The sequence below is a fragment of the Streptomyces sp. NPDC058157 genome (assembly GCF_042884105.1).
GTDB lineage: Bacteria > Actinomycetota > Actinomycetes > Streptomycetales > Streptomycetaceae > Streptomyces.
This window is the reverse complement of sequence record NZ_JBHVUQ010000007.1, coordinates 74,017-94,124: the sequence shown is the minus strand read 5'-3', so window position 1 is coordinate 94,124 and position 20,108 is coordinate 74,017. Positions and strand designations below refer to the sequence as shown.

The 20,108-nt window shown below is 75.0% G+C and carries 17 protein-coding genes; 7 read left to right on the top strand and 10 right to left on the bottom strand.

The window, feature by feature from the left end:
* Positions 1-10 precede the first annotated feature (10 nt).
* Together ACFVXK_RS03675 and ACFVXK_RS03670 are read right to left on the bottom strand one after the other, a co-directional pair.
* Positions 11-520, bottom strand: coding sequence for a hypothetical protein (locus ACFVXK_RS03675; RefSeq protein ID WP_389609913.1), 510 nt, complete (start codon positions 518-520; stop codon positions 11-13).
* A 111-nt stretch (positions 521-631) separates the two neighbouring features.
* The gene (locus ACFVXK_RS03670; protein ID WP_389609912.1) at positions 632-1,078 is read right to left on the bottom strand and encodes an SRPBCC family protein; all 447 of its coding nucleotides are present in this window, start codon (positions 1,076-1,078) and stop codon (positions 632-634) included.
* A 269-nt stretch (positions 1,079-1,347) separates the two neighbouring features.
* On the opposite strand from ACFVXK_RS03670, the gene ACFVXK_RS03665 reads away from it, so the two are divergent.
* Positions 1,348-1,920: a hypothetical protein gene (locus tag ACFVXK_RS03665; RefSeq protein ID WP_389609911.1), complete on the top strand. Its 573-nt coding sequence runs from the start codon at positions 1,348-1,350 to the stop codon at positions 1,918-1,920.
* Here ACFVXK_RS03665 and ACFVXK_RS03660 read toward each other — a convergent pair whose 3' ends face one another.
* The 3 genes from ACFVXK_RS03660 to ACFVXK_RS03650 are packed head-to-tail and all read right to left on the bottom strand — an operon-like array spanning position 1,921 to position 4,329.
* The gene (locus ACFVXK_RS03660; RefSeq protein WP_389609910.1) at positions 1,921-2,697 is read right to left on the bottom strand and encodes an enoyl-CoA hydratase/isomerase family protein; all 777 of its coding nucleotides are present in this window, start codon (positions 2,695-2,697) and stop codon (positions 1,921-1,923) included.
* On the bottom strand, positions 2,694-3,152 hold the full coding sequence (locus tag ACFVXK_RS03655) for a Zn-ribbon domain-containing OB-fold protein (RefSeq protein WP_389609909.1): 459 nt from the start codon (positions 3,150-3,152) through the stop codon (positions 2,694-2,696). Before ACFVXK_RS03655 ends, ACFVXK_RS03660 begins: the two co-directional genes overlap by 4 nt.
* Before the next feature lie 25 nt (positions 3,153-3,177).
* Positions 3,178-4,329 (bottom strand): lipid-transfer protein, encoded by a 1,152-nt coding sequence (locus ACFVXK_RS03650; protein WP_389609908.1) that lies wholly within the window; start codon positions 4,327-4,329, stop codon positions 3,178-3,180.
* 96 nt (positions 4,330-4,425) lie between these two features.
* Here ACFVXK_RS03650 and ACFVXK_RS03645 point away from each other — a divergent pair, with 96 nt between their 5' ends.
* A complete protein-coding gene (locus tag ACFVXK_RS03645) occupies positions 4,426-6,189 on the top strand; it encodes a FadD3 family acyl-CoA ligase (protein ID WP_389609907.1) in 1,764 nt (587 codons plus the stop codon).
* Positions 6,190-6,195: 6 nt separating this feature from the next.
* On the opposite strand, the gene ACFVXK_RS03640 is transcribed toward ACFVXK_RS03645, so the two are convergent.
* On the bottom strand, positions 6,196-6,924 hold the full coding sequence (locus ACFVXK_RS03640) for a hypothetical protein (RefSeq protein WP_389609906.1): 729 nt from the start codon (positions 6,922-6,924) through the stop codon (positions 6,196-6,198).
* Positions 6,925-7,071: 147 nt separating this feature from the next.
* Here ACFVXK_RS03640 and ACFVXK_RS03635 point away from each other — a divergent pair, with 147 nt between their 5' ends.
* Together ACFVXK_RS03635 and ACFVXK_RS03630 are read left to right on the top strand one after the other, a co-directional pair.
* Positions 7,072-9,000, top strand: coding sequence for a LamG-like jellyroll fold domain-containing protein (locus tag ACFVXK_RS03635; protein ID WP_389609905.1), 1,929 nt, complete (start codon positions 7,072-7,074; stop codon positions 8,998-9,000).
* A 41-nt stretch (positions 9,001-9,041) separates the two neighbouring features.
* A complete protein-coding gene (locus tag ACFVXK_RS03630; protein WP_389609904.1) occupies positions 9,042-11,189 on the top strand; it encodes a HEAT repeat domain-containing protein in 2,148 nt (715 codons plus the stop codon).
* Here ACFVXK_RS03630 and ACFVXK_RS03625 read toward each other — a convergent pair.
* The 3 genes from ACFVXK_RS03625 to ACFVXK_RS03615 form a co-directional block, all read right to left on the bottom strand.
* The gene (locus ACFVXK_RS03625) at positions 11,186-11,914 is read right to left on the bottom strand and encodes a methyltransferase domain-containing protein (RefSeq protein ID WP_389609903.1); all 729 of its coding nucleotides are present in this window, start codon (positions 11,912-11,914) and stop codon (positions 11,186-11,188) included. The genes ACFVXK_RS03630 and ACFVXK_RS03625 overlap by 4 nt on opposite strands.
* A 361-nt stretch (positions 11,915-12,275) precedes the next feature.
* Positions 12,276-12,482: a hypothetical protein gene (locus ACFVXK_RS03620; protein ID WP_389609902.1), complete on the bottom strand. Its 207-nt coding sequence runs from the start codon at positions 12,480-12,482 to the stop codon at positions 12,276-12,278.
* A gap of 198 nt (positions 12,483-12,680) precedes the next feature.
* Positions 12,681-15,770, bottom strand: a complete 3,090-nt coding sequence (locus ACFVXK_RS03615; RefSeq protein ID WP_389609901.1) for a BTAD domain-containing putative transcriptional regulator — start codon at positions 15,768-15,770, stop codon at positions 12,681-12,683.
* A 153-nt stretch (positions 15,771-15,923) separates the two neighbouring features.
* Here ACFVXK_RS03615 and ACFVXK_RS03610 point away from each other — a divergent pair, with 153 nt between their 5' ends.
* Positions 15,924-17,144: an amidohydrolase family protein gene (locus ACFVXK_RS03610; protein ID WP_389609900.1), complete on the top strand. Its 1,221-nt coding sequence runs from the start codon at positions 15,924-15,926 to the stop codon at positions 17,142-17,144.
* 66 nt (positions 17,145-17,210) lie between these two features.
* Here ACFVXK_RS03610 and ACFVXK_RS03605 read toward each other — a convergent pair whose 3' ends face one another.
* A complete protein-coding gene (locus tag ACFVXK_RS03605) occupies positions 17,211-18,308 on the bottom strand; it encodes an alpha/beta fold hydrolase (RefSeq protein ID WP_389609899.1) in 1,098 nt (365 codons plus the stop codon).
* 198 nt (positions 18,309-18,506) lie between these two features.
* Between ACFVXK_RS03605 and ACFVXK_RS03600 the strand changes: the two genes are divergently transcribed.
* Together ACFVXK_RS03600 and ACFVXK_RS03595 are read left to right on the top strand one after the other, a co-directional pair.
* A complete protein-coding gene (locus ACFVXK_RS03600) occupies positions 18,507-19,370 on the top strand; it encodes a trypsin-like serine peptidase (RefSeq protein ID WP_389609898.1) in 864 nt (287 codons plus the stop codon).
* Between the two features lie 133 nt (positions 19,371-19,503).
* Complete coding sequence (locus tag ACFVXK_RS03595; RefSeq protein WP_389609897.1) at positions 19,504-20,100, top strand: hypothetical protein; 597 nt, start codon at positions 19,504-19,506, stop codon at positions 20,098-20,100.
* Positions 20,101-20,108: the final 8 nt, after the last annotated feature.

Here is a 20,108-nt window from a genome sequence, read left to right as displayed (position 1 = left end):
CGTCCGGGCCCTACGGGCGGTCGCCCGGACCCCACGGCTCGTGCTCCGGAGCGGCCGGGCGGGGCAGGGGTTCCAGGTCCACGTCGCGGCCCCTGGGGCGCCTGCGGCGTCCGCGCATGACCGCCGCCGCCAGGAGCAGCAGCGCGCCCGCCCCGAAGGCGGAGGCGAGCCCGGCGCCGAGGCCCTGCCCGTCGGCGCCGACCGACAGGCCCCCGGCCGCCTGGCCCTGGCGGACCATCCACAGCACCGCCACGCCCAGCACCACCACCCCCGCCAGCGCCATGAGCGGCCGCGAGCGCCGCACCACCGCCACCAGCACGAGCAGCGCGGCGAAGACCATCGGCAGCAGCAGCGAGCCCGGCAGCGCGGGCACGTCGGTGGTGACGCCGGAGCCGGAGAACAGCTCCTCGATGCGGTAGTCACGGCCGGGCCGGCCGTCGTACCAGGCCCGGAACGGGCTCCAGACGGCGGCGACGGCGCCGATCAGACCCATGAGCGAGCCGATTGCGTTGCGGATCATGCCCGGCCCTCCGGGGTAGCGGTCATGATCCCGACGCTAGCCCGGGGCCCCGGGCGCCGCACGCCGGTCGTGGCGTACGGAGGCGTGGCCGGGGCCCGGGGGCCGGTGGCCTCAGGAGGTGGCGCGGGCGGCTTCGACGCGGCTGCGCAGGGCCTCGTTCATCGTGGTGAAGTTGCGGGCCGTGCCTTCCAGCAGCTTTCCGGTGAAGGGGACCAGCAGCCCCCGGAACCGTTCGCCGTGCTCCAGCCGGGTGGTGCGGCCCGGGCCCTCGGAGAGCCGGAAGAAGTGCTCGCCGTCGAAGAGGCCCCGGACCAGGAAGCGGCCGACCCAGCGGAGCTCGGCCGCGGGCACGCAGACCCGGACGGTCGGGTGGAAGGTGGTGGGCTTCCCGGACTCCGCGTACATGGTCAGCCGCAGCCGCCCGCCGGGCGCGACCTCGCCGCCGGCCTGCCGGATGAAGGGGTTCCAGACGCAGTAGCGGGGCAGGTCGGTCAGGACCGCCCAGACCTCTTCCGGGGCCGCGTCGATGATGATCTCGGTGGTGATGTTGCGTCGCATGTTCGCCGTGTTCCTCGTGGTGACGTGGTGCTCACCGAAGGGACGCGGGGGTGTGCGGCTGCCGCCGGGTTCGGTGCTGGGATGCAACCACGGATCGGGCGGGGCGGAGCCGGGGGAGGGGAGGTCTTCGCTGGTGGCGCAGAGAGCGGAACAGAGCCTTCCGGGTGTGCGGGGGTGAATGCCGACACGTCGGGCGGGCGTCGCCCGGGTGCGGCCGGGCGCGCCTGGTAGCGTGACGGCGTTTTGTCTCAGGGGGAGGGACTCGAACGATGCTGTCCGGACGGGTACGCGGGATCAGATTCGGCGCGGTGCTGGTGGCGGTGGTGCTCTCGCTCACCGGGTTCTCCACGGGCCACGGCAAGGGCGACGGCGGCGGGGGCGGCTGCTCCGGCTCGAAGAGCAGGAGCAAGACGAAGAAGACGAGCGGCGGCAGCGGGATCCGCACCGACAGCGGCCCGACCGCGACCGCGACCGCCACCGCGAGCACCGGGCCCGCCACCGCCTCCGTGGTCTCCTGCGTGGACGCCGGCACCGCCCGCCCCTCCAGCACCGTCGAGGTCACCTCACGGCTCGACCGCACCGCCACCTTCTCGGTGACCCTGCGCCGCGAGGGCGTCGGCGGGGGCCTCGTCGAGACGGCCACCGTCCTGGTCACCCTGCGGGCGCGCGAGACCCGCAGGGAGACGGTCCCGCTGCGGGCCGGGGAGCGGGCGGGCGACGTCAAGGACTGCCGGATCACGGCGGTCACCACCGTGTCCGCCACGGCCACGGCCACGGCCACCGCCACGGCCACCGCCACCCCGTCCCCGAGCCCCACGGCCACGGCCTCCCGCAGGCCCTGATCAGCGCAGCCGGAACCCCGGCCCCGCCCGGCGCCCCTCGAACAGCTCCGCCTGGCGCTCCGGCGGGAGGTTCCCCAGGGCGATCAGGGCCGGGGCCTGGGCGAGCGACTGCTGCAGCGCGGCCTGCTTCGCCGACCACAGCGCCCGCACGGTGCCCTGCACGCCCTCCGTCGGGAACGAGGCCAGGGTCCGCGCCGACCGCAGCGCCGCCGCGAGCAGCTCCCCGGGCTCGGCCAGCTCCGACACCAGGCCGATCTCGTACGCCCGGCGCGCGGAGAGCCGTTCCGCCGTGCCCATCAGGGACATCCGGGCGACCTCGCCGAAGGGCATCCGCTGCGCCATGTAGACGGCCTCGTAGGCGCTGACCATCCCGTACGAGGTGTGCGGGTCGAAGTAGGTGGCGGTGGTGGCCGACACGATGAACTCCGCCTCGCCCAGCAGGTAGAAGGCCCCGCCGCAGGCCATGCCGTTGACGGCGGCCACCACCGGCTTCCACAGGTCGTTCGCCTTCGGCCCGACGGCGATCAGCGGGTCGTCGGCCGAGTACGGGGAGGCCGGCTGCGGCACCTGCGCCGAGCGGTCGATCCCGGTGCAGAACGCGGCCGTGCCCGCGCCCGTCACCACCACCGCCCGGACCTCGTCCTCGAAGCGCAACTCCCGCCACAGCGCCGCCAGCTCGGCTGCGGTGGCGAGGTCGATCGCGTTGTGCCGGTGCTCGCGGTCCAGGGTGACGACCGCGACCCCGGCCTCCTTGTCCCGCTCGACCCGGAGCGTCATGACTTCACCGGGATCCAGCGCGGCACGGCCATCCCGCCCGTCTCGGTGAACACCACCTGCACCTGCGCCCCGATCCGCAGCCGGGACGGGTCCACCGAGTCGAGCGGGGCGTCCGCGGAGGTGACCAGGTTCCCCGCCAGCCGGATGTGCGGGGCGTCCGCCAGCTCCACCAGGATCACGTTGTACGGGGCCTGCGCCGCGTACGCCGGCAGCAGCGGGGGGTGCGGCAGGACGTAGGACCAGATCCGGCCCCGCCCGCTCATCGGGCGCCACTCGGACGCGAAGGACCCGCAGTGCGGGCAGCAGGGCCGGGGCGGGAAGCGGAGCCTGCCGCAGGAGGCGCAGGCCTGGACGCGGAGCTCGCCGCGGGCGGCGTACTCCCAGAAGGGGGCACCGTCCTCGTCGGGGACGGGGAGCAGGAGCTGGAGTTCGTCGGCGCCGGGGGCGGTGGTCATCGTGCGGCTCCTCGGGGAAGGGGGCTCAGGCGCGCAGCAGGATCGCGGACGTGGGGACGCCCTCGCCGGCCGTCACCAGGCAGGTGGCGGCGTCCGGCACCTGGGCGGTGGAGGTGCCGCGCAGCTGCTTGACGCCCTCGTTGATCAGGTTGAAGCCGTGCACGTACGCCTCGCTCAGCCCGCCGCCCCCGGTGTTGATCGGGAGCCGCCCGCCGATCTCCAGCGCCCCGCCCTCGGTGAACGCGGCGCCCTCGCCGCGGCCGCAGAAGCCGTAGCCCTCCAGGGAGAGCGGGATCAGGGGGGTGAAGGCGTCGTAGATCTGGGCGACGTCCACGTCGGCGGGCCCGAAGTCGGCCTGCTTCCACAGGTGCCGGGCGGCGGTCCAGGCGGGGCCGGACAGCGGGTCGTCGTTCCAGTAGTTGACCATCCCGTGGTGCTGGGCGGGCAGGCCCTGGGCGGCGGAGTGCACGTAGACGGGCTTCTGGCGGCAGTCGCGGGCCCGCTCGGCGGAGACGACCACGCAGGCCAGGGCGCCGTCGGTCTCCAGGCAGTTGTCGAAGAGGCAGAGCGGGTCGCTGATCATGCGGGAGGTCATGTACATCTCGCGGGTCAGCGGGCGGTCGTACATCATCGCGGCGGGGTTCTCGTTGGCCCGGTTGCGGCAGGCCATCGCGACGTTGAAGAGGTGGTCGCGGGTGGCGCCGTACTCGTGCATGTAGCGGCGGGCCAGCATGCCGATCTCGTCGGCGGGCCGCAGCAGCCCGAAGGGGCGGGTCCACTGGCCGGGGGTGGGCAGCTGGACGGCGGTGTTCTTCCAGGGGCGCGGGCCGGAGCCGCGCTTGCGGGAGCGCCAGGCGACGCCGACGGTGGCCTGGCCGGTGGCGACGGCGGCGGCGAGGTGGCCGACGGTGGCGCAGGAACCGCCGCCGCCGTAGCCGACTTTGGAGAAGAAGGTGACGTCGCCGGCGCCGATGGCCTTGGCGACCTCGACCTCGTCGGTCTCCTCCATCGTGTAGGAGGCGAAGGCGTCGACCTCGCCGGGGGCTATGCCCGCGTCGGCGAGCGCCGCCAGGATCGCCCGGCAGGCCAGCTCCTTCTCCGACGCGGGTAGCCGCTTGGCGAAGGGGGTCTGGCCGATGCCGACGATTGCCGTAGCGTCCTTGAGCGTTGCCGCCATCGCCACCTCCGGGGTGCGTCGGTACTGCTGACAGCGGCGAAGGCTACAGCTAATCTGACGGATAGTCAGCTACTGGTGTCAGGGGAGGGGCGGGCGATGGACCGAGGCGGCCACGAGGACCACGACGACACCGACGCGTACGAACCGCCCGGACGACCGGGAACGCCGCCGGAGGAGGCCCCGGCGGCTGCGGGGGGCCCGGTCGCCGCGGCTGCCCCGGCAGTGCCGGGAGGCCCGGTCGCCGCCGAGCCCGTCGATCCGCGCGGTGACCTGCGGTGGGGTAGCGTCGCCGGGCTCGTGCGGGACGCCGCGCGGCGGTACGCACGCCGCGAGGCCGTCGTCGACGGGCGTACCCGGATCGACTACGCCCAGCTCGGCGAGCGCGTCGAGCGGGCCGCCGCCGCCTGCCTCGCCGCCGGCGTCGAACCCGGCGACCGGGTCGCCGTCTGGGCGCCCAACACCGTCGACTGGATCGTCTCCGCCCTCGGCGCCGTCACCGCCGGCGCCGTCCTCGTCCCCCTCAACACCCGCTTCAAGGGCGCCGAGGCCGCCTACGTGCTCCGGCGCAGCCGCGCCCGCCTCCTCTTCGTGACCGGCACCTTCCTCGGCACCTCCTACGTGGCCTCCCTGCGCCGCGCCGCCGCCGAAGGCACCGGCACCGGACCGCTGCCCGGCCTGCCCCACCTCGAACAGGTCGTCGTCCTCGCCGACGACGCCCCCGCCGAGTTCCGCACCTGGAAGGACTTCCTCGCCGGCGGCGACCACGTCCCGGCCGCCGCCGTCCACGCCCGCGCCGACGCGATAGCCCCCGACGCCCCGTCCGACATCATCTTCACCTCCGGCACCACCGGCAGCCCCAAGGGCGCCGTCATCACCCACGCCCAGACCCTGCGCTGCTACGCCGTCTGGAGCGAGCTCGCCGGACTGCGCGAGGGCGACCGCTACCTCATCGTGAACCCGTTCTTCCACACCTTCGGCTACAAGGCCGGGATCATCGCCTGCCTGATGCGCGGGGCCACGATGGTCCCCCAGCCCGTCTTCAACGTGGACACCGCCCTCGCCAACATCGCCGCCGAGCGGATCTCCGTCCTCCCCGGCCCGCCCACCCTCCACCAGTCCCTCCTCGACCACCCCCAGCGCGACCACCACGACCTCTCCGCCCTGCGGCTGGTCGTCACCGGGGCCGCCGTCGTCCCCCTCCAGCTCGTCGAACGGCTCCGCGCCGAACTCCGCATCGCCACCGTCCTCACCGCCTACGGGCTCTCCGAGGCGAGCGGCATCGTCACCATGTGCCGCCGCGGCGACCCCGCCGAAGTCGTCGCCGCCACCTCCGGCCGCGCCATCCCCGGCACCGAGCTGCGCATCGCCGGCCCCGACGGCGCCGCGCGGCAACCCGGCACCCCCGGCGAGGTCTGGGTCCGCGGCCACCACGTGATGCGCGGCTACTTCGAGGACCCCGAGGGCACCGCCCGCACCCTCACCCCCGAGGGCTGGCTGCGCACCGGCGACGTCGGCGTCCTCGACGGCGCCGGCAACCTGCGCATCACCGACCGGATCAAGGACATGTTCATCGTCGGCGGCTTCAACGCCTACCCCGCCGAGATCGAGCAACTCCTGGGCCTGCACCCGGACATCGCCGACGTGGCCGTCGTCGGCGTCCCCGACCCCCGGCTCGGCGAGGTCGGCAAGGCCTACGCCGTCCGCCGCCCCGGCTCCACCCTCACCGCCGACGACCTGATCGCCTGGTCGCGCCGCGAGATGGCCAACTACAAGGTCCCGCGCGAGGTGGAGTTCGTCCCCGACCTGCCGCGCAACGCGAGCGGCAAGGTCCTCAAGACGGAACTCCGCGCCCGCCGCTGACCCCCGTCACGCGGCCGACCGCAGTCCCGCCCGGTGCGGGGCCCCGCCCGCGTACGCCAGGTCGGCGCGGGCGGCGCACTCCCGGGCGGCCAGGTCGCGGCCGAGCGGGGCCAGGGCCGCGCAGAACAGGAGCCCGCCCAGCGGGATCAGGTCCAGGCTGACGCCCATCACCGCCGTGCCCGCCAGCACCGCCACCGGACGCCACACCCCGGTCCGCCGCCGGACCGCCAGCTGCGTCACGATCCACAGCAGGCCCACGTAGAACAGCAGCGGCCCCACCGAGTACACCACCGGCTCCACCAAGGGCCGGCTCTGGATCTCCTCGAACAGCCGGTTCATGCCCGCCCGGTCGGCGGACCGGAAGCCGACGGTCAGGTCGATCACCGCCTGGGCCGCGACCGCCGCCGACCCGGCCAGCCCGAGCCAGGTCGCCGCCCCGGCCCCCACCCGGCCCACCCGCCCCACCGGGGCCGCCAGCCGCCGCAGCCCCGCGAACACCGCCCCGAACAGCAGCACCCCGGCGGTCAGGAACAGATGCCCGGCGGTCCAGGCGGGGCCCGGCCCGTGACCCGGGTCGGAGAGCCGGATCACCCCGTACGCCAGCATGCACAGCGGCCCCGCGACGAAGGCTCCCCGCACGAACGCGGTCCGCCGCCGCCCCCACGGCCGCCCGCCCACCGGCGCGCCCCCGCCCTTCGGCCCCGAAATCCCGTACTCAGAAGCTGCGTTGGTCATGCCCCCGATCCTGTCCGCCCGACCCCCCGGCCGGGATCCGGCATCACCCCCACCGCCACCCCGAGACGACCCCGACGCACCCCTGACCAAGGCCGGGGGCCACCGCGTTAGCCTGCACGGGTGAGCGTGCGTCAAACAGTGGAACGAATGCGGCGGCAGAGCGCGGTGCGGGCCGGCACCCGGGCGGGCGCGGTCTTCGCGCTGACCCTCGCCGCGGCCCTCGCCCTGACCTTCGTCCTGCGGCCCGGCACACCCGGGAAGGCGGACGCCGACGACCCCGCGCCCGCACGCAAGCCCGGGCTGACCGCCGCCGTCTCCGCCCCCTTCAACGCCTTCACCGAGGGCTACGACTGCTACCGCACCCCCACCCTCACCACCACCAAGGACGGCACCCTCCTGGCCATCGCCGAAGCCCGCACCGCCGGCTGCGGTGACGTCGGCGACATCGACCTCGTCCTCAAGCGCTCCACCGACGAGGGCCGCACCTGGGGCCCCCTGCAGATCATCCGCGGCGCCGGCGACCCCGGCGCCTACGGCAACCCCGCCCCCGTCGTCGACTCCGCCTCCGGCCGCGTCTCCCTCCTCCACGCCTACAGCACCTGGACCGCCGACCCCGACGGCAACCGCGTCCGCGGCCCCCGCGAACTGCGCCTGGCCCACAGCACCGACGACGGCGCCGACTGGACCACCGACCCCGCCCCGCAGCCCCAGCTCAAGGGCGCCGACTGGACCTGGGTCTCCGTCGGCCCCGGCCACGGCGTCCAGCTCACCCCCACCCGCCCCGACCGGCCCGGCCGCCTCGTCGTCAGCGCCGACTACCGCACCGGATCCGGCGAATCCGGCGCCCAGCTCCTCTACAGCGACGACGGCGGCCTCACCTGGCGGCCCGGCGCCCGCTGGGGCGCCCCCGAAGGCCGCCCCGCCCCCAACGAGCCCGCCCTCACCCAGCTCCCCGACGGCCGGATCTACGTCAACGCCCGCTCCACCGCCACCTGCGGCACCGCCGACCACCGCATGTCCGCCGTCATCGACGACGTCTCCGCGCCCGAGGTCCCCGCACCCGGCTTCACCCCCGTCGCCGACCTCCCCGCCCCGCCCGCCGCCGGATCCGTGCTCCAGCTCCCCGGCGGCCCCCTGCTCCTGTCGGCCCCCAGCCGCCCCGGCGCCGAATCCTCCGACCGCTGGACCCTCGCCGTGCGCACCTCCCGGGACGAGGGCCGCACCTGGTCGAAGGACGGCGCCGTCGTCCTGCGCGAACGCGCCGGCTACTCCGACATGGCGGCCCTGCCCGGCGGACGCGTCGGCCTGCTCTACGAGACCGCCAACGGCACCCCGCACGGCTACATCAAGTTCACCGCCTTCGGCCCCCACGAACTGAGCGCCGCCGCAGAGGACCTCACCCCCCGCCGCACCGGCGACACCACCCCCTACCGCAACCACGCCGTCGTCCACGGCGCCCCGCGCCTGGGCAACCGGCCCGGCGGCGGCAAGGCCATGCGCTTCGACGGCAAGGACGACTTCCTGCGCCTGATCGACTGCCCCGACGAACTGCGCGTCGGCGCCGAAGACTTCGCCGTCGCCACCTGGGTCAAATACAAGACCCGCGGCCAGGACGCGGAGAGCGGCGTCCGCCAGCCCCTGTTCTGGGCCTACGGCCAGGGCCCCGCCGCCCCCCAGATCCGCATCGAGGCCGACCCCGCCACCGGTCGCCTCGACGGCACCGTCAACTCCGGAACCGGCCCGATCGCCGTCACCTCCCGCTCCCGCACCGACGACGACACCTGGCACCACGTCGTCCTCCAGCGCAGCGCCGGCCGCCTCGAACTCTCCGTGGACGGCGCCCCGCCCGCCACCGCCCCCACCCCCACCGGCCCCGCGGGCGACCTCCGCCCCACCGGCCCCTTCACCATCCACCTCGGCACCCAGCCCGACTACAAGGCCTTCTACGCCGGCGCCCTGGACGACGTACGGATCTACGGCCGCGCCCTGTCCCGCAACGACATGGCCCGCCTGCGCGACGGCAACGACGTCACCGACCAGGAAGGCGTCCACCTGCCCTTCGACCGGATCTGGTGACCCGGACGGCGCTGTCAGTGCCCCTTGCCATAGTGCCGTCCGTGATCAACGAACTCGACGGCACCGACTGGACCTCCCTGGGCCACGCCTACGGCCCGGGCGGCGACATCCCCGGCTGGCTGACGGCCATGGCCTCGCCCGACCCCGACGCGCGGGACCGCGCCTTCAGCAACTTCTACGGCGCGGCCCACCACCAGGGCGACGTCTACCCCTGCACGGTGGCCGCCCTGCCGTACCTGATCGGCCTGACCGACGACCCCGCCACCCCCGACCGGGCCTCCGTCGCCGCGCTGGTGCTCAGCATCGGCCGCGAAGCCGCCGACCGCGACGACGACTGCGTCCGCTTCGCCCCGGACGGCACCGAGTCCACGGCCCCCGCCGACGCCGTGGCCCTGCTGCGCTCCCGCGCCGACGCCTTCGTCCGCTACGCCGCCGACCCGGATCCGGGCGTGCGCCGGGCCGGCATCGAGGGCCTGGGCCTCTTCCTCGACGACACCGACCGGGCCCTCGCCCTACTGCGCGACCGGCTGCCCGCCGAGAGCGGGACGGCGGAACGCCTGCTGGTCCTGCGCACCACGGCCGACCTCGCCCTGCGGCTGCCGGCCGCACCGCCGGCCGCCACGGCCTGGCTCGCCGCCCTCGCCGAGGACGGGGCCGCCGACCCCGACGTCCGGCTCGGCGCCCTCGTCCACCGCGCCCGCTGCACCCCGCAGGACATCACGGCCGAGACGGTACGGACGGCGATCGGCCTCCTCGACCGGCTCACACCCCCGGAGGAGGAGGCCGCCACCCAGGGCTGCGACGCCACCACCTGCGCCTGCGCCCCCGCCGCGACCACACCGGCCCCGGCGCCGGCCGCCCCGGCCCAGGACGTCCCCCCGCAGATAGCCGCCGCCTTCGAGGACCTCGACCGCGCCGGCCGCGTCCACGCCCCCACCACCGAGCTGCTGCAGACCTTCCACACGGTCCTCGACGCCCGCGTACCCGAGCGCACGGCCCTCCTCACCGCCCAACTGGGCAGCGCTGACCCGGCCACCCGCCACGACGCCCTCGCCATGGCCAAGGACCTGATCCGCTCCTGGCGCGGCGACCACACCGCACTGGTCACCCTCGTCGCCGGCCTCCTGCGGCCCCACGAGCCCTACACCACGGCCGTCGCCGCCGAATGCCTCCGCACGCTGGGCCCCGCCGCCGAGCCCGCACGCGAAGCCCTCGCACGCTGCGTCGCCGCGCACCGGACCGAGCACGGCGAGGACGTGTGGGCCAGTCCCCGGCCCCTGCTGCGCCGCGCCCACCAGGAGGCCGTCATGGCACTGGCCCGCCTCGGCGACGCCCGTGCGCTGCCGAGTCTCCTCACGGCCCTGGACTCCGACGCCGACGCCTGGCGCGCGGTGCAGGTGGCGGGCTCCCTGGGCCCGGCGGCCGCCGGTGAACTGGTCCCGCGGCTGGTCCGGCAGCTGGCCGGCGTCGACTTCGCCAAGGAGTGGACCGACATGAGCGCGGTGGCCCTGGTGCAGGCCCTGGCCGTACTGGGCGACCCCGCCGCCGTCCCGGCGGTCACCCGGTGCCTGGAGGAAGCGGCCCGGCACGGGCAGGTGCGCACCGTGGCCTCGGGCCTGGAGGCACTCGCCTCCTTCGGCACCGCCGCGGCCCACGCCCTGGACACGGTCCGGACGCTGACCGGCTCCGAGGACGGCAACGTCCGCCTGGCCGCAGCGGGAGCCCTGTGGGCGCTCGGGCGCGACCCGGAGGAGGCCCTTCCCCGGCTGGCGGAGCACCTCGACGGCCACCGGCGCCACCAGGCGGCCGGGGTCCTGGGCCGGATCGGCCCGCCCGCCCGTGCGCTGGCCCCGAGGCTGAGGGAGATGCTGGCCTCCCGGGACGCGTGGACCCGGGTCCACGCCGCGGCCGCGCTGTGGGACGTCGTCGGGGAGAGCGGCTCCGGGGCCGAGAGCGAGGCCGTCGTGCGGACCGTGCTGGGGGCCTGGGAGGACAACGGCCGCACCGCGAACCGTGCCCTCGCCTGCCTGTCCCGCACGGGCCCGGCCGCCGCGGCGGCCGTTCCCCGCATCGAGGCGGAACTGGCGTCGGCCCGCCGCCCCGGCGACTTCTTGGGCAGCGTCGCCGACGACGAGGAGACGCTGCGCCTGTGCCGCACCGTCCTGGACGGCCTCCAGGGCCCCGGCTAGGGTCCCGGCTTGCGGGCCAGCAGCAGGCGCCAGTGCGGGGTGCCGTCCTCGCGGTGGCCGAAGGGGGGCAGCGGGACGGTCTCCACGGTGAAGCCCGCCGCCCTCAGGTCGTCGCGGACCGGGCCGAACGGGAAGGTGCGGTAGTACATGACGAAGGGCGGCCGCCACACCGCGTTGCGCACCCGCATCGCCGAGTCGAAGCCGGCCACCGCCCACCACAGGGGCGAGGTCGGCGGGATCGGGGCGCCGACCGGGAAGGCGAACACGCCGCCGGGGCGCAGGGTGCGGTAGACCCCGCCGAAGAGGGCGGGGCGCTGGGCCGGGAGGAAGTGGCCGAAGGCGCCGAAGCTGACGGCGAGGTCGTACGCGTTCCAGAGCCGCTCGGGCAGCGCCAGCGCGTCGGCCCGGACGAGGTCCACGCCCTCGGGGTGGAGCCGGGCCGCCTCCGCCAGCATCCCGGCGCTGAGGTCGACCCCGGTGACCCGGTCCCGGCAGAGGCGGCGCAGCATCCCCAGGCCGGCGCCGGTCCCGCAGCAGAGGTCCAGGCCGGAGCCGAAGCCGCCCTCCCGCTGGGCGAGGGCCTCCTCGACGGCGTCGAGCATCCGGTCCGGGGTGCGGAACGGCGTGCGGTCGAACTTGGGGGCGAGCAGGTCGTAGCCCCGCTCGACGGAGGAGAGGGCCTGGACGGCCAGTTCGCGCAGGCTCGGGCCCTGGGAGGTGAACACGGGCTCAGGGTAGTGGCGGTGGCCGGACATGCGGATGCGCGGCGGCCGCGGTGGTCCCCCTCCGGCCACCGCGGCCGCCGCTCCCCCGTGCGTTCCCCCGTGTGCTGTCCGTACGTTCCCCCGTGCGGGCTCGTCCGGATTCCCCCGAATCCCCCGTGGGCGAGCCCGCCCGTCCCCCCGTACGCCGTGCTCCTTGCCGGTGGCGCATCCCCCCGGGTGCGTCCACCGTCGTGCTTCCCCCGTGTTCCCCCGTGTTCCCCCGTACGTCCTCGGGCGGTTCCCCCGTACGTCCCCCGTACGACCGCTCAAGGCCCCCCGTACGTTTCCCCCGTACGTCCGTCCTGCCGTGTTCCCCTGCCCGTTACGGGCGGGGGCCGGACGCGTGGTTGTCCATCGACACGATGTCGAGGTCCGAGGCGTGGTTGTCCAGCGGCTTCTCGCCGGGCTTGGCCACGACCGGCGGTTCGGCCGGCGGGTCGTCCAACGGGTTGACGTCGGCGACCGAGGCGTGGTTGTCGAGCGGTCTGATGTCGCCGTCGAGCGGCAGGATGTTCTCGTTCGTCGCCATCGACTCTCTCCTGATCTCTTGTGGTGCCCGGTGGTTGTCGGGCCCGTTCGGCGATTCCCCCGTGGACCGCCGAACGGGTCGTCCTCCAGCCGTCCCGGGTGCCCCCCGACGCCCCGGGCCGATGCACTCATCCTGCCGCGCGGCGATAAACGAACGATGAACGCGGTCGTCCATCGAGCAGGGCTCCAGGTCAGGCGCTCAGGCGGCCAGTTCCGACGCCAGCAGGGCCTGCACTTCGGCCAGTTCCGCCGAGCCCAGTTGCAGGAACACCGCCTCCGCGTCCCGCCAGCAGGCGCGCGCCCGGTCGGGCTGGCCGAGCCGGCGCAGTGCCTTGCCCAGGACCGTCAGCACCGTCGCCCGGCGCCACTCCCCGCCGATGCCGCGCAGCGCGATGGCCTGTTCGGCGTGCTTGGCGGCCAGCGCGGGCCGCTGGGCGGCCAGGTGGGCCTCGGCGAGCCGGAAGTGCGTCACGCCCTCCCACAGCGGCTGCCGGTTGTCGTGGAACAGGGACAGGGCCTCGCCGAGCTGGTCGAGGGCCTCCGCGAGCCGCCCGGCCTGGGTGAGCGCGATGCCCAGCGCGTAGCGGCCGTTGGCCAGGCGCAGGGTCAGGCCCATCCGGTCGTATATGGCGATGCCCTGCTGGGCGAGGTCGATGGCGCTGGGCATCCGGCCCAGGACCACGTGGATCCGGGAGAGGTTGCACAGGGCGCTGGCCTCGCCGATGAAGTTGCCGTCGGCCCGGAAGTTCTCGATGGCCTCCAGCAGGAAGCGCTCGCCGTCCTCGTGCCGCTTCTGGTAGAGGGCGATGATCCCGCGGTCGTTGGGCGCCCAGCAGCTGGGCAGCGGGTCGCCGGCCAGGCGGGCCAGTTCCATGGCCTGGCGGGCCTGTTCGTCGGCCTCGGTGAACCGGCCGACGAAGAGGTGGACCATGGTGAGGGTGGTCCGGGCCCGGCCCTCGCTGCGCGGGTCCCGCGCGGCGCGCGCGGCCTCGCACAGGGTCAGCGCGGCCAGCTCGTACTGCTTGGAGTTGGCGCCGGACTCGGAGAGGTCCTTGGCCGCCCACAGCAGGTCCACGGCCCGGCGCAGGGCTCCGGGCCGCCCGGCGGACTGGCGGACGCAGGCCAGCAGCGGGTCGGCCTCGGCGAACAGCCAGTCGAGGGCGGCGCGGGGCTCGCCGAGGACGAGTCCGGGGTGGCGGGTCTCGGAGAGGTGGGCGGGCAGCCGGTCGCCGGGCCGCTCCAGGGCGTACACGCGGGAGGCGGTGGCGAGGTAGAAGTCGAGGAGCCGGTCGAGGGCGGCCTCGCGTCCGCTCTCGGGCCGTTCGTCGCGTTCGGCGCAGGCACGCGCGTAGAGGCGTACGAGGTCGTGGAAGCGGTAGCGGCCGGGGGCGGCGGATTCCAGCAGGGAGCAGTCGACTAAGGCCTCCAGGAGGTCCTCGGTGTCGTGCTCGGGCAGGTCGAGGGCGGCGGCCGCGGCGGGCAGGGAGATGTCGGGGCCGTCGGCGAGGCCGAGCAGGCGGAAGGCGCGCTGCTGGGCGGGTTCCAGCTGGCCGTAGCCGAGCTCGAAGGTGGCCTTGACGGCGAGGTCGCCGGACTGGAGTTCGTCGAGGCGGCGGCGTTCGTCGGCGAGCTTGGCGGCGAGGACGGAGACGGTCCAGGTGCGGCGGGCGGCGAGCCGGGAGGCGGCGATGCGGATGGCCAGCGGCAGGAACCCGCAGGCGCCGACGACGTCGAGGGCGGCCTGGCGTTCGGCGCCGACGCGTTCGGCGCCGACGATGCGGGTGAACAGCTGCAGGGCCTCCTCGGGGCTCATCACGTCGAGGTCGACGAGATGGGCGCCGGCGAGGCCCGACATCCGGACCCGGCTGGTGACGAGGGCGGCGCAGCCCGCGGTGCCCGGCAGCAGCGGGCGGACCTGGGCGGCGTCGCGGGCGTTGTCGAGCAGGACCAGGACGCGGCGGCCGTCGAGGGTGGAGCGGTAGAGGGCGGCGCGGTCGGCGGCGGAGTCGGGGATGGCGCTGTCGGGGGTGCCCAGGGCCCGCAGGAAGGAGCCGAGGACCGCCTCGGGGAGGGCGGGGCGGGGTTCGGTGCCCTGGAGGTCGACGTAGAGCTGGCCGTCGGGGAAGTGCGGGCGGGCGGCGTGCGCGACGTGCACGGCGAGGGTGGTCTTGCCGACGCCGCCGATGCCGGCCAGCGCGGAGACGGCCATGACCTGGCCGTCGGAGCCCGCGAGGATCTCGCCGAGCTCGCTGACGAAGGGGGTGCGGCCGGTGAAGTCCGGGACGGTGGCGGGCAGTTGTGCGGGCCTTACGGGTGCGGGGGCGGCGGCCGGGGCGGGGTCCTCGGTGCGGGCCAGTTCGGCGTCCGCGTTGAGGATGCGCTGCTGGAGGACGGAGAGTTCGGGCCGCGGGTCGACGCCGAGTTCGTCGGCGAGGAGCCGGCGGGTGTCGGCGTACACGGCGAGGGCCTCGGCCTGGCGGCCGCTGCGGTAGAGGGCGAGCATCAGCAGCTCGCGCAGCCGTTCGCGCAGCGGGTGGGCGGCGGTGAGGGCGGTGAGCTCGGAGACGGCCTCGGCGTGCTGGCCGACCTCCAGGTCGAGGTCGAGGCGGGTCTCCAGCAGTTGGAAGCGCCATTCGGTGAGCCGGGTCCGCTCGGTCTCGGCGTGCGGTCCGGGGACCCCGGCGAGGGGTTCGCCGTCCCACAGGTCCAGGGCGCGGGCCAGCAGCGTGCGGGCGAGGGTGCGGTCCCCGGCGGTGCGGGCCCGCTCGGCGTCGGAGGCGAGCCCGCGGGCGATGGCGAGGTCGAGGGACTCCTGGTGGCGCAGCCGGATGGCGTAGCCGCCGGCGTCGCTGACGAGGAGGCCGGGGTCGAGGACCTTGCGGAGCCGGGAGGCGTAGGTGCGGATGGTGGCGAGGGCCTGCTGCGGGGGGTCCTCGCCCCATATGGCGTCGATCAGCTCGGGCGCGGTGGCGGTGCGGCCGTCGCGCAGGAGCAGTGCGGCGAGGAGGGCGCGCTGCTGGGGGCTGCCCGAGGGCAGGGCCTGGCCGCCACGCCAGGCCCGGATGGGCCCGAGCACGGCGAAGCGGTTGTCGCCGGCGGCTCCGGTCGGTGCGGCGGCTCCGGTTGGTGCGGCCGCTCCGGGCGCCGCGACGGCCCCGGGTGCCGCGGCCGCTCCGGGTGCCGCGACGGCTCGGGCCGACGTGGCCGCTCCGGCCGTCGCGGTGGCTCCGGGCGTGCCGGGACCGTCGGAGACGCGCGGCTGGTGCGGGATGGCCGGTCCGCCGTCCATCTGTCCTCCCCCTGCCTTCCGTCGGTTCAAGGGCAAGTCTGCCCTGTGTTGAACGTACGCGTCAGTCCGCTGCGGAGCCATCCGCTCCTGGCCGGTGGACGACTGGTGCGCAAATAGCTGACGGTTCGTCAGATGGCCGCTACCTTAAGAGGTATGGAGACCTTCCCCAAGATCATCTCGGTGGACGACCACACGGTCGAACCCCCTCACGTCTGGCGGGACCGGCTCCCGTCCAGGTACCGCGACACCGGCCCCCGGATCGTCCGCGCCCCCCTCAAGGAAATGACCTTCCTCGGTGGCAAGTTCGCGCCCGTCATGGGCGCGAAGGGCGACGAAGGACCCGTCGGCGACTGGTGGGTGTACGAGGACCTGCACCGGCCGCTCACCCGCCTCGACACCGCCGTCGGGTACGACCGTGACGAGATCAAGCTGGAAGTCATCACCTACGAGCAGATGCGCCCGGGCTCCTTCTCGGTTCCCGAGCGCCTCGCCGACATGGACGTCAACCACGTCCAGTCCGCCCTCTGCTTCCCGACCTTCCCGCGCTTCTGCGGCCAGACGTTCACCGAGGCCAAGGACCGCGAACTCGGCCTCCTCGGCGTCCGCGCGTACAACGACTGGATGGTGGAGGAGTGGTGCGGGCCCGAGGCCCGGGGCCGCCTCATCCCCCTGACCCTCGTCCCGCTGTGGGACGCCCGGCTCGCCGCCGAGGAGGTGCGCCGCAACGCCGCGCGGGGCGTGCGCGCGGTCGCGTTCTCCGAGATACCCCCGCACCTGGGGCTCCCGTCCATCCACACCGACGCGTGGGACCCCTTCCTCCAGGCCTGCGACGAGACCGGCACGGTCATCGCCATGCACATCGGCTCCTCCTCGCGCATGCCGTCCACCTCCGCCGACGCCCCGCCGGCCGTCGGCTCCACCATCACCTTCGCCAACTGCTGCTTCTCGATGGTCGACTGGCTGATGAGCGGCAAGTTCGAACGGTTCCCCCGCCTGAAGATCATGTACGCCGAGGGCCAGATCGGCTGGATCCCCTACATCCTGGAGCGCGCGAACGTGGTCTGGGAGGAGAACCGCGGCTGGGGCGGGGTCGCCGACAAGGTCCACCGCCCGCCGTCCGAACTCTTCGCCGAGCACGTCTTCGGCTGCTTCTTCGACGACGCCTTCGGCCTGAAGAACCTCGACTCCATCGGCGTCGGCAACGTCCTCTACGAGACGGACTACCCCCACTCGGACTCCACCTGGCCCAAGTCGCGGGAGGTCGGCGAGGCCCAGATGGGCCACCTGGACCCCGAGGTCGTCGACCGCATCGTGCGCGGCAACGCCATCGACCTGCTCGGGCTCACCCCGCAGGGGCTCTGGCCGGGGGCCTGAGACGGCACGGGGGGCGGGGCCGCAGGAGCGCGGCCCCGCCCCCCCGCCGCGGCGGATCGGACGCAATCAGCCGGCGGTGGCGCGGGCCCCGCCCGTCACCACGGGCCGGACGTGCGTCAGCAGCAGCTCCAGGAAGCGGTCCGGGCGGCGCAGCGCCGCGAAGTGGCTCGCGCCCTCGATCAGCGCGAAGGCCTTCACCGGCGCCTCCACCTCGTCGAAGAACGCCTTGGCTCGGGCCGCCGGGGTGATCACGTCCAGGGCGCCCTGGAAGACGAAGAACGGCACCTCGAAGCGGGTCCCGTCGGCCCGGTCGTCGAAGGCGTGCGTGCCCGCCGTGACCGGCTGCGAGAAGCCCTGCCCCTTGAAGTACGCGAGGATCCGGGCGGGGGAGTAGAGCGGCGAGAGCCACATCGAGCCCAGGACCACCTTCTTCACGGTGTCGAGGGTGAGCGGGTCGCTGCCCGCGCACAGCTTGTCGTACGCCGTCCGCTGCGCCGGGGTCCAGCGGCGCCAGTCGGAGCCCATCGCCTCCAGCTCCGCCGCGTCCTTCGCCTTCCCCGCCGCCCGCAGCCGCTCCAGCGTGGCGTCGTAGGCGGAGGTGTCCCGCCCGGCCTCCAGGACGTTCTGGTCGGTGCCGACGTACGCCGAGAACAGCTCGGGGTGGCTGCGGGCCAGCCGGAGCCCGAACACCGTGCCGAAGGAGCTCGGCAGCAGCACCACGCGGTCGACGCCGAGGCGCGCGCGGACGTGGTGGACGACCTCCAGCGCGTCCGCGTACAGCCGCGCGAAGGACGGCTCGCCGCCCTGGCCCGAGGGCCCGCCGTGGGCGAAGGTCAGCCCGGCGCCGCGCATGTCCCAGCGGACCACGGTGAAGTGCTCCTCCCAGGCCCGGGTGCGGGCCCCGTACGGGGAGTTCGCCGCGCCCGGGCCGCCGTGCAGCTCCAGCAGCACCGGGTTGGCCCGGTCCTCGCCGCGCACCGAGATCCACTGGTCGATGCCGCCGATGCGGACGAAGCCCTGCTCGTCGATGCCGTCCGGCGTGTCGATGCGCATCAGGTGGGCGTTCGCGGACCGGCGCACGGCGCGGTGGGCCAGGAGGCCGGCGACGGGGACGGCGAGTGCGGCGGCGGTGGTGACGGCGGTGGCGGCGATGATCCCGAGCATTACTGTTTCCCCCAGACACTGTTTTGTTGACGAGGAGGAGACTACGGCAACGCAGGCGTTTGTAAAGGGGGTTGAGGGCATGGCTCCCGGCCGTCCGGCGGCGCCGGAATCCCGCCATCCCAGCGGCGCGCGAGGTGCGCACCTTGCACCCCGGCCCGTCGCCGGGGCATGCTTCGCCAGGGCAAAGCGGGAGGGATCATGGCGGTGGACAAGCGGTCCGTGGTGACGGCGGTGCTCTGCGCCGTGGCGGCGCTGGGAGCCTCGGCGGCGGTCGCCGAACTCGTCCCGCCCCCCGAGGCGAGCGCCCCCGTGCACGCCAAGTCGGCCGCCGCGCCCTCCGGCTCGCCGAGCGCCTCCTCGCGCCCGCAGGCGTCGAAGCCGCAGCTGGGCAAGCCCCGGCAGACCCCCGGCGCACCCAACCAGCCCAACCAGGCCAACCAGGCCAAGACCACCGCCTTCACCGGCGCCCTGTTCACCGGCAGCCTGGACGGCGACCACTTCTGCACCGCGACGGTGGTCCGCAGCCCCGGCAAGAACATGCTCGTGACCGCCGGGCACTGCCTCCTGGAAGGGCAGCAGTCCCGCGACGGGGGCGCCGTCTTCGCACCCGGATACGCGAACGGCGTGGCCCCGTACGGGGTCTGGAAGATAGAGCAGGTCTTCGAGGACAAGCGCTGGGCCGACGACACGGACGACGACTACGACCTCGCCTTCGCCCGCCTCGCCCCCGACGACAAGGGCCGCAACATCGAGGACCTCACCGGCGGCGCCACCCTCGACACCAGCGGCCGCGCGGGCGAGGAGGTCACGGTGACGGGCTACCCCGCCGACCGCAAGGTCCCCCGCACCTGCACGGCGGTCGCCGTACGCACCAGCGAGCGCGAGCAGCGCTTCGACTGCGCCGACTTCCCCGGCGGGACCAGCGGCAGCGCCTGGCTCGGCCGCGACGGCAAGATCATCGGCATCCTGACGGGCGGCGACACGGACGACGTCTCCACCAGCACCGTCCTCGGCGACTACGCCGCCCAGCTCTACACGAAGGCCACCGCGCCCCAGCGGTGACGGGGCCCGGGCGGCGTGTGCGTCCTCCCCCGCGCGGGGGAGCACGGCTCGCTCCCGCGCACGACGACCCGCAGGCGGCTTCCGGCCAGGATCGGGGACGACCCGACCGCCGCTCCCGGAGGAGACCGCCGCCATGCACCGCACGCTCCTGCGCCTTGCCGCGCCCCTGGCCCTCGCCGCCGCCCTCACCGCCCCGGCCTGCCTCCCGGCATCGGCGGCGGAGGCGCCCCCGACCGCCGCCGCCCACCCGGGGTTCCCCGTGCCGGGCGGGATCACCGGCTGGGGGCGGATGGCCTACGGCGACCCCAGGGACGACGTCCGGATCTCCGTGGACGCCCACGGCCTGTTCGCGCCGACGCACTCCACCACCGCCGCCCACCCGTGGGGACGCTTCCGCATCCAGCACTACTCCCCGCCCGAGGACGGCAGTCCCGCGAGCTTCAACTGGGGGGACTTCGTCGTCGACTGCCTTCGGGTGGACGGCACGGAGGTCTCCGTGACGGGCCGGCTCGTCGACGCGGGCCCGGTGTGGCAGGAGTTCCTGAACCGCGAGCCCCTGCCGGCCCGCATGGGCCTCAGCTTCCGCCTCCCCGCCCCGGGCGGCCGGCCCGGCGAGGCCCGCGTCGGGCTCACGCCCCCGGCCGCGAAGGGCGCCCCGGACATCCCGAAGTGCTCGACCGGGCCGGCGGAATCGTCCCTCACGGCGGGCGGATACACCCTGACCACCTAGAATGGGAA

Coding starts and splice junctions, on each gene's coding strand:
- ACFVXK_RS03675 (WP_389609913.1), bottom strand. CDS start 520: ATGATCCGCAACGCAATCGGCTCGCTCATGGGTCTGATCGGCGCCGTC.
- ACFVXK_RS03670 (WP_389609912.1), bottom strand. CDS start 1,078: ATGCGACGCAACATCACCACCGAGATCATCATCGACGCGGCCCCGGAA.
- ACFVXK_RS03665 (WP_389609911.1), top strand. CDS start 1,348: ATGCTGTCCGGACGGGTACGCGGGATCAGATTCGGCGCGGTGCTGGTG.
- ACFVXK_RS03660 (WP_389609910.1), bottom strand. CDS start 2,697: ATGACGCTCCGGGTCGAGCGGGACAAGGAGGCCGGGGTCGCGGTCGTC.
- ACFVXK_RS03655 (WP_389609909.1), bottom strand. CDS start 3,152: ATGACCACCGCCCCCGGCGCCGACGAACTCCAGCTCCTGCTCCCCGTC.
- ACFVXK_RS03650 (WP_389609908.1), bottom strand. CDS start 4,329: ATGGCGGCAACGCTCAAGGACGCTACGGCAATCGTCGGCATCGGCCAG.
- ACFVXK_RS03645 (WP_389609907.1), top strand. CDS start 4,426: ATGGACCGAGGCGGCCACGAGGACCACGACGACACCGACGCGTACGAA.
- ACFVXK_RS03640 (WP_389609906.1), bottom strand. CDS start 6,924: ATGACCAACGCAGCTTCTGAGTACGGGATTTCGGGGCCGAAGGGCGGG.
- ACFVXK_RS03635 (WP_389609905.1), top strand. CDS start 7,072: ATGCGGCGGCAGAGCGCGGTGCGGGCCGGCACCCGGGCGGGCGCGGTC.
- ACFVXK_RS03620 (WP_389609902.1), bottom strand. CDS start 12,482: ATGGCGACGAACGAGAACATCCTGCCGCTCGACGGCGACATCAGACCG.
- ACFVXK_RS03615 (WP_389609901.1), bottom strand. CDS start 15,770: ATGGACGGCGGACCGGCCATCCCGCACCAGCCGCGCGTCTCCGACGGT.
- ACFVXK_RS03610 (WP_389609900.1), top strand. CDS start 15,924: ATGGAGACCTTCCCCAAGATCATCTCGGTGGACGACCACACGGTCGAA.
- ACFVXK_RS03605 (WP_389609899.1), bottom strand. CDS start 18,308: ATGCTCGGGATCATCGCCGCCACCGCCGTCACCACCGCCGCCGCACTC.
- ACFVXK_RS03600 (WP_389609898.1), top strand. CDS start 18,507: ATGGCGGTGGACAAGCGGTCCGTGGTGACGGCGGTGCTCTGCGCCGTG.
- ACFVXK_RS03595 (WP_389609897.1), top strand. CDS start 19,504: ATGCACCGCACGCTCCTGCGCCTTGCCGCGCCCCTGGCCCTCGCCGCC.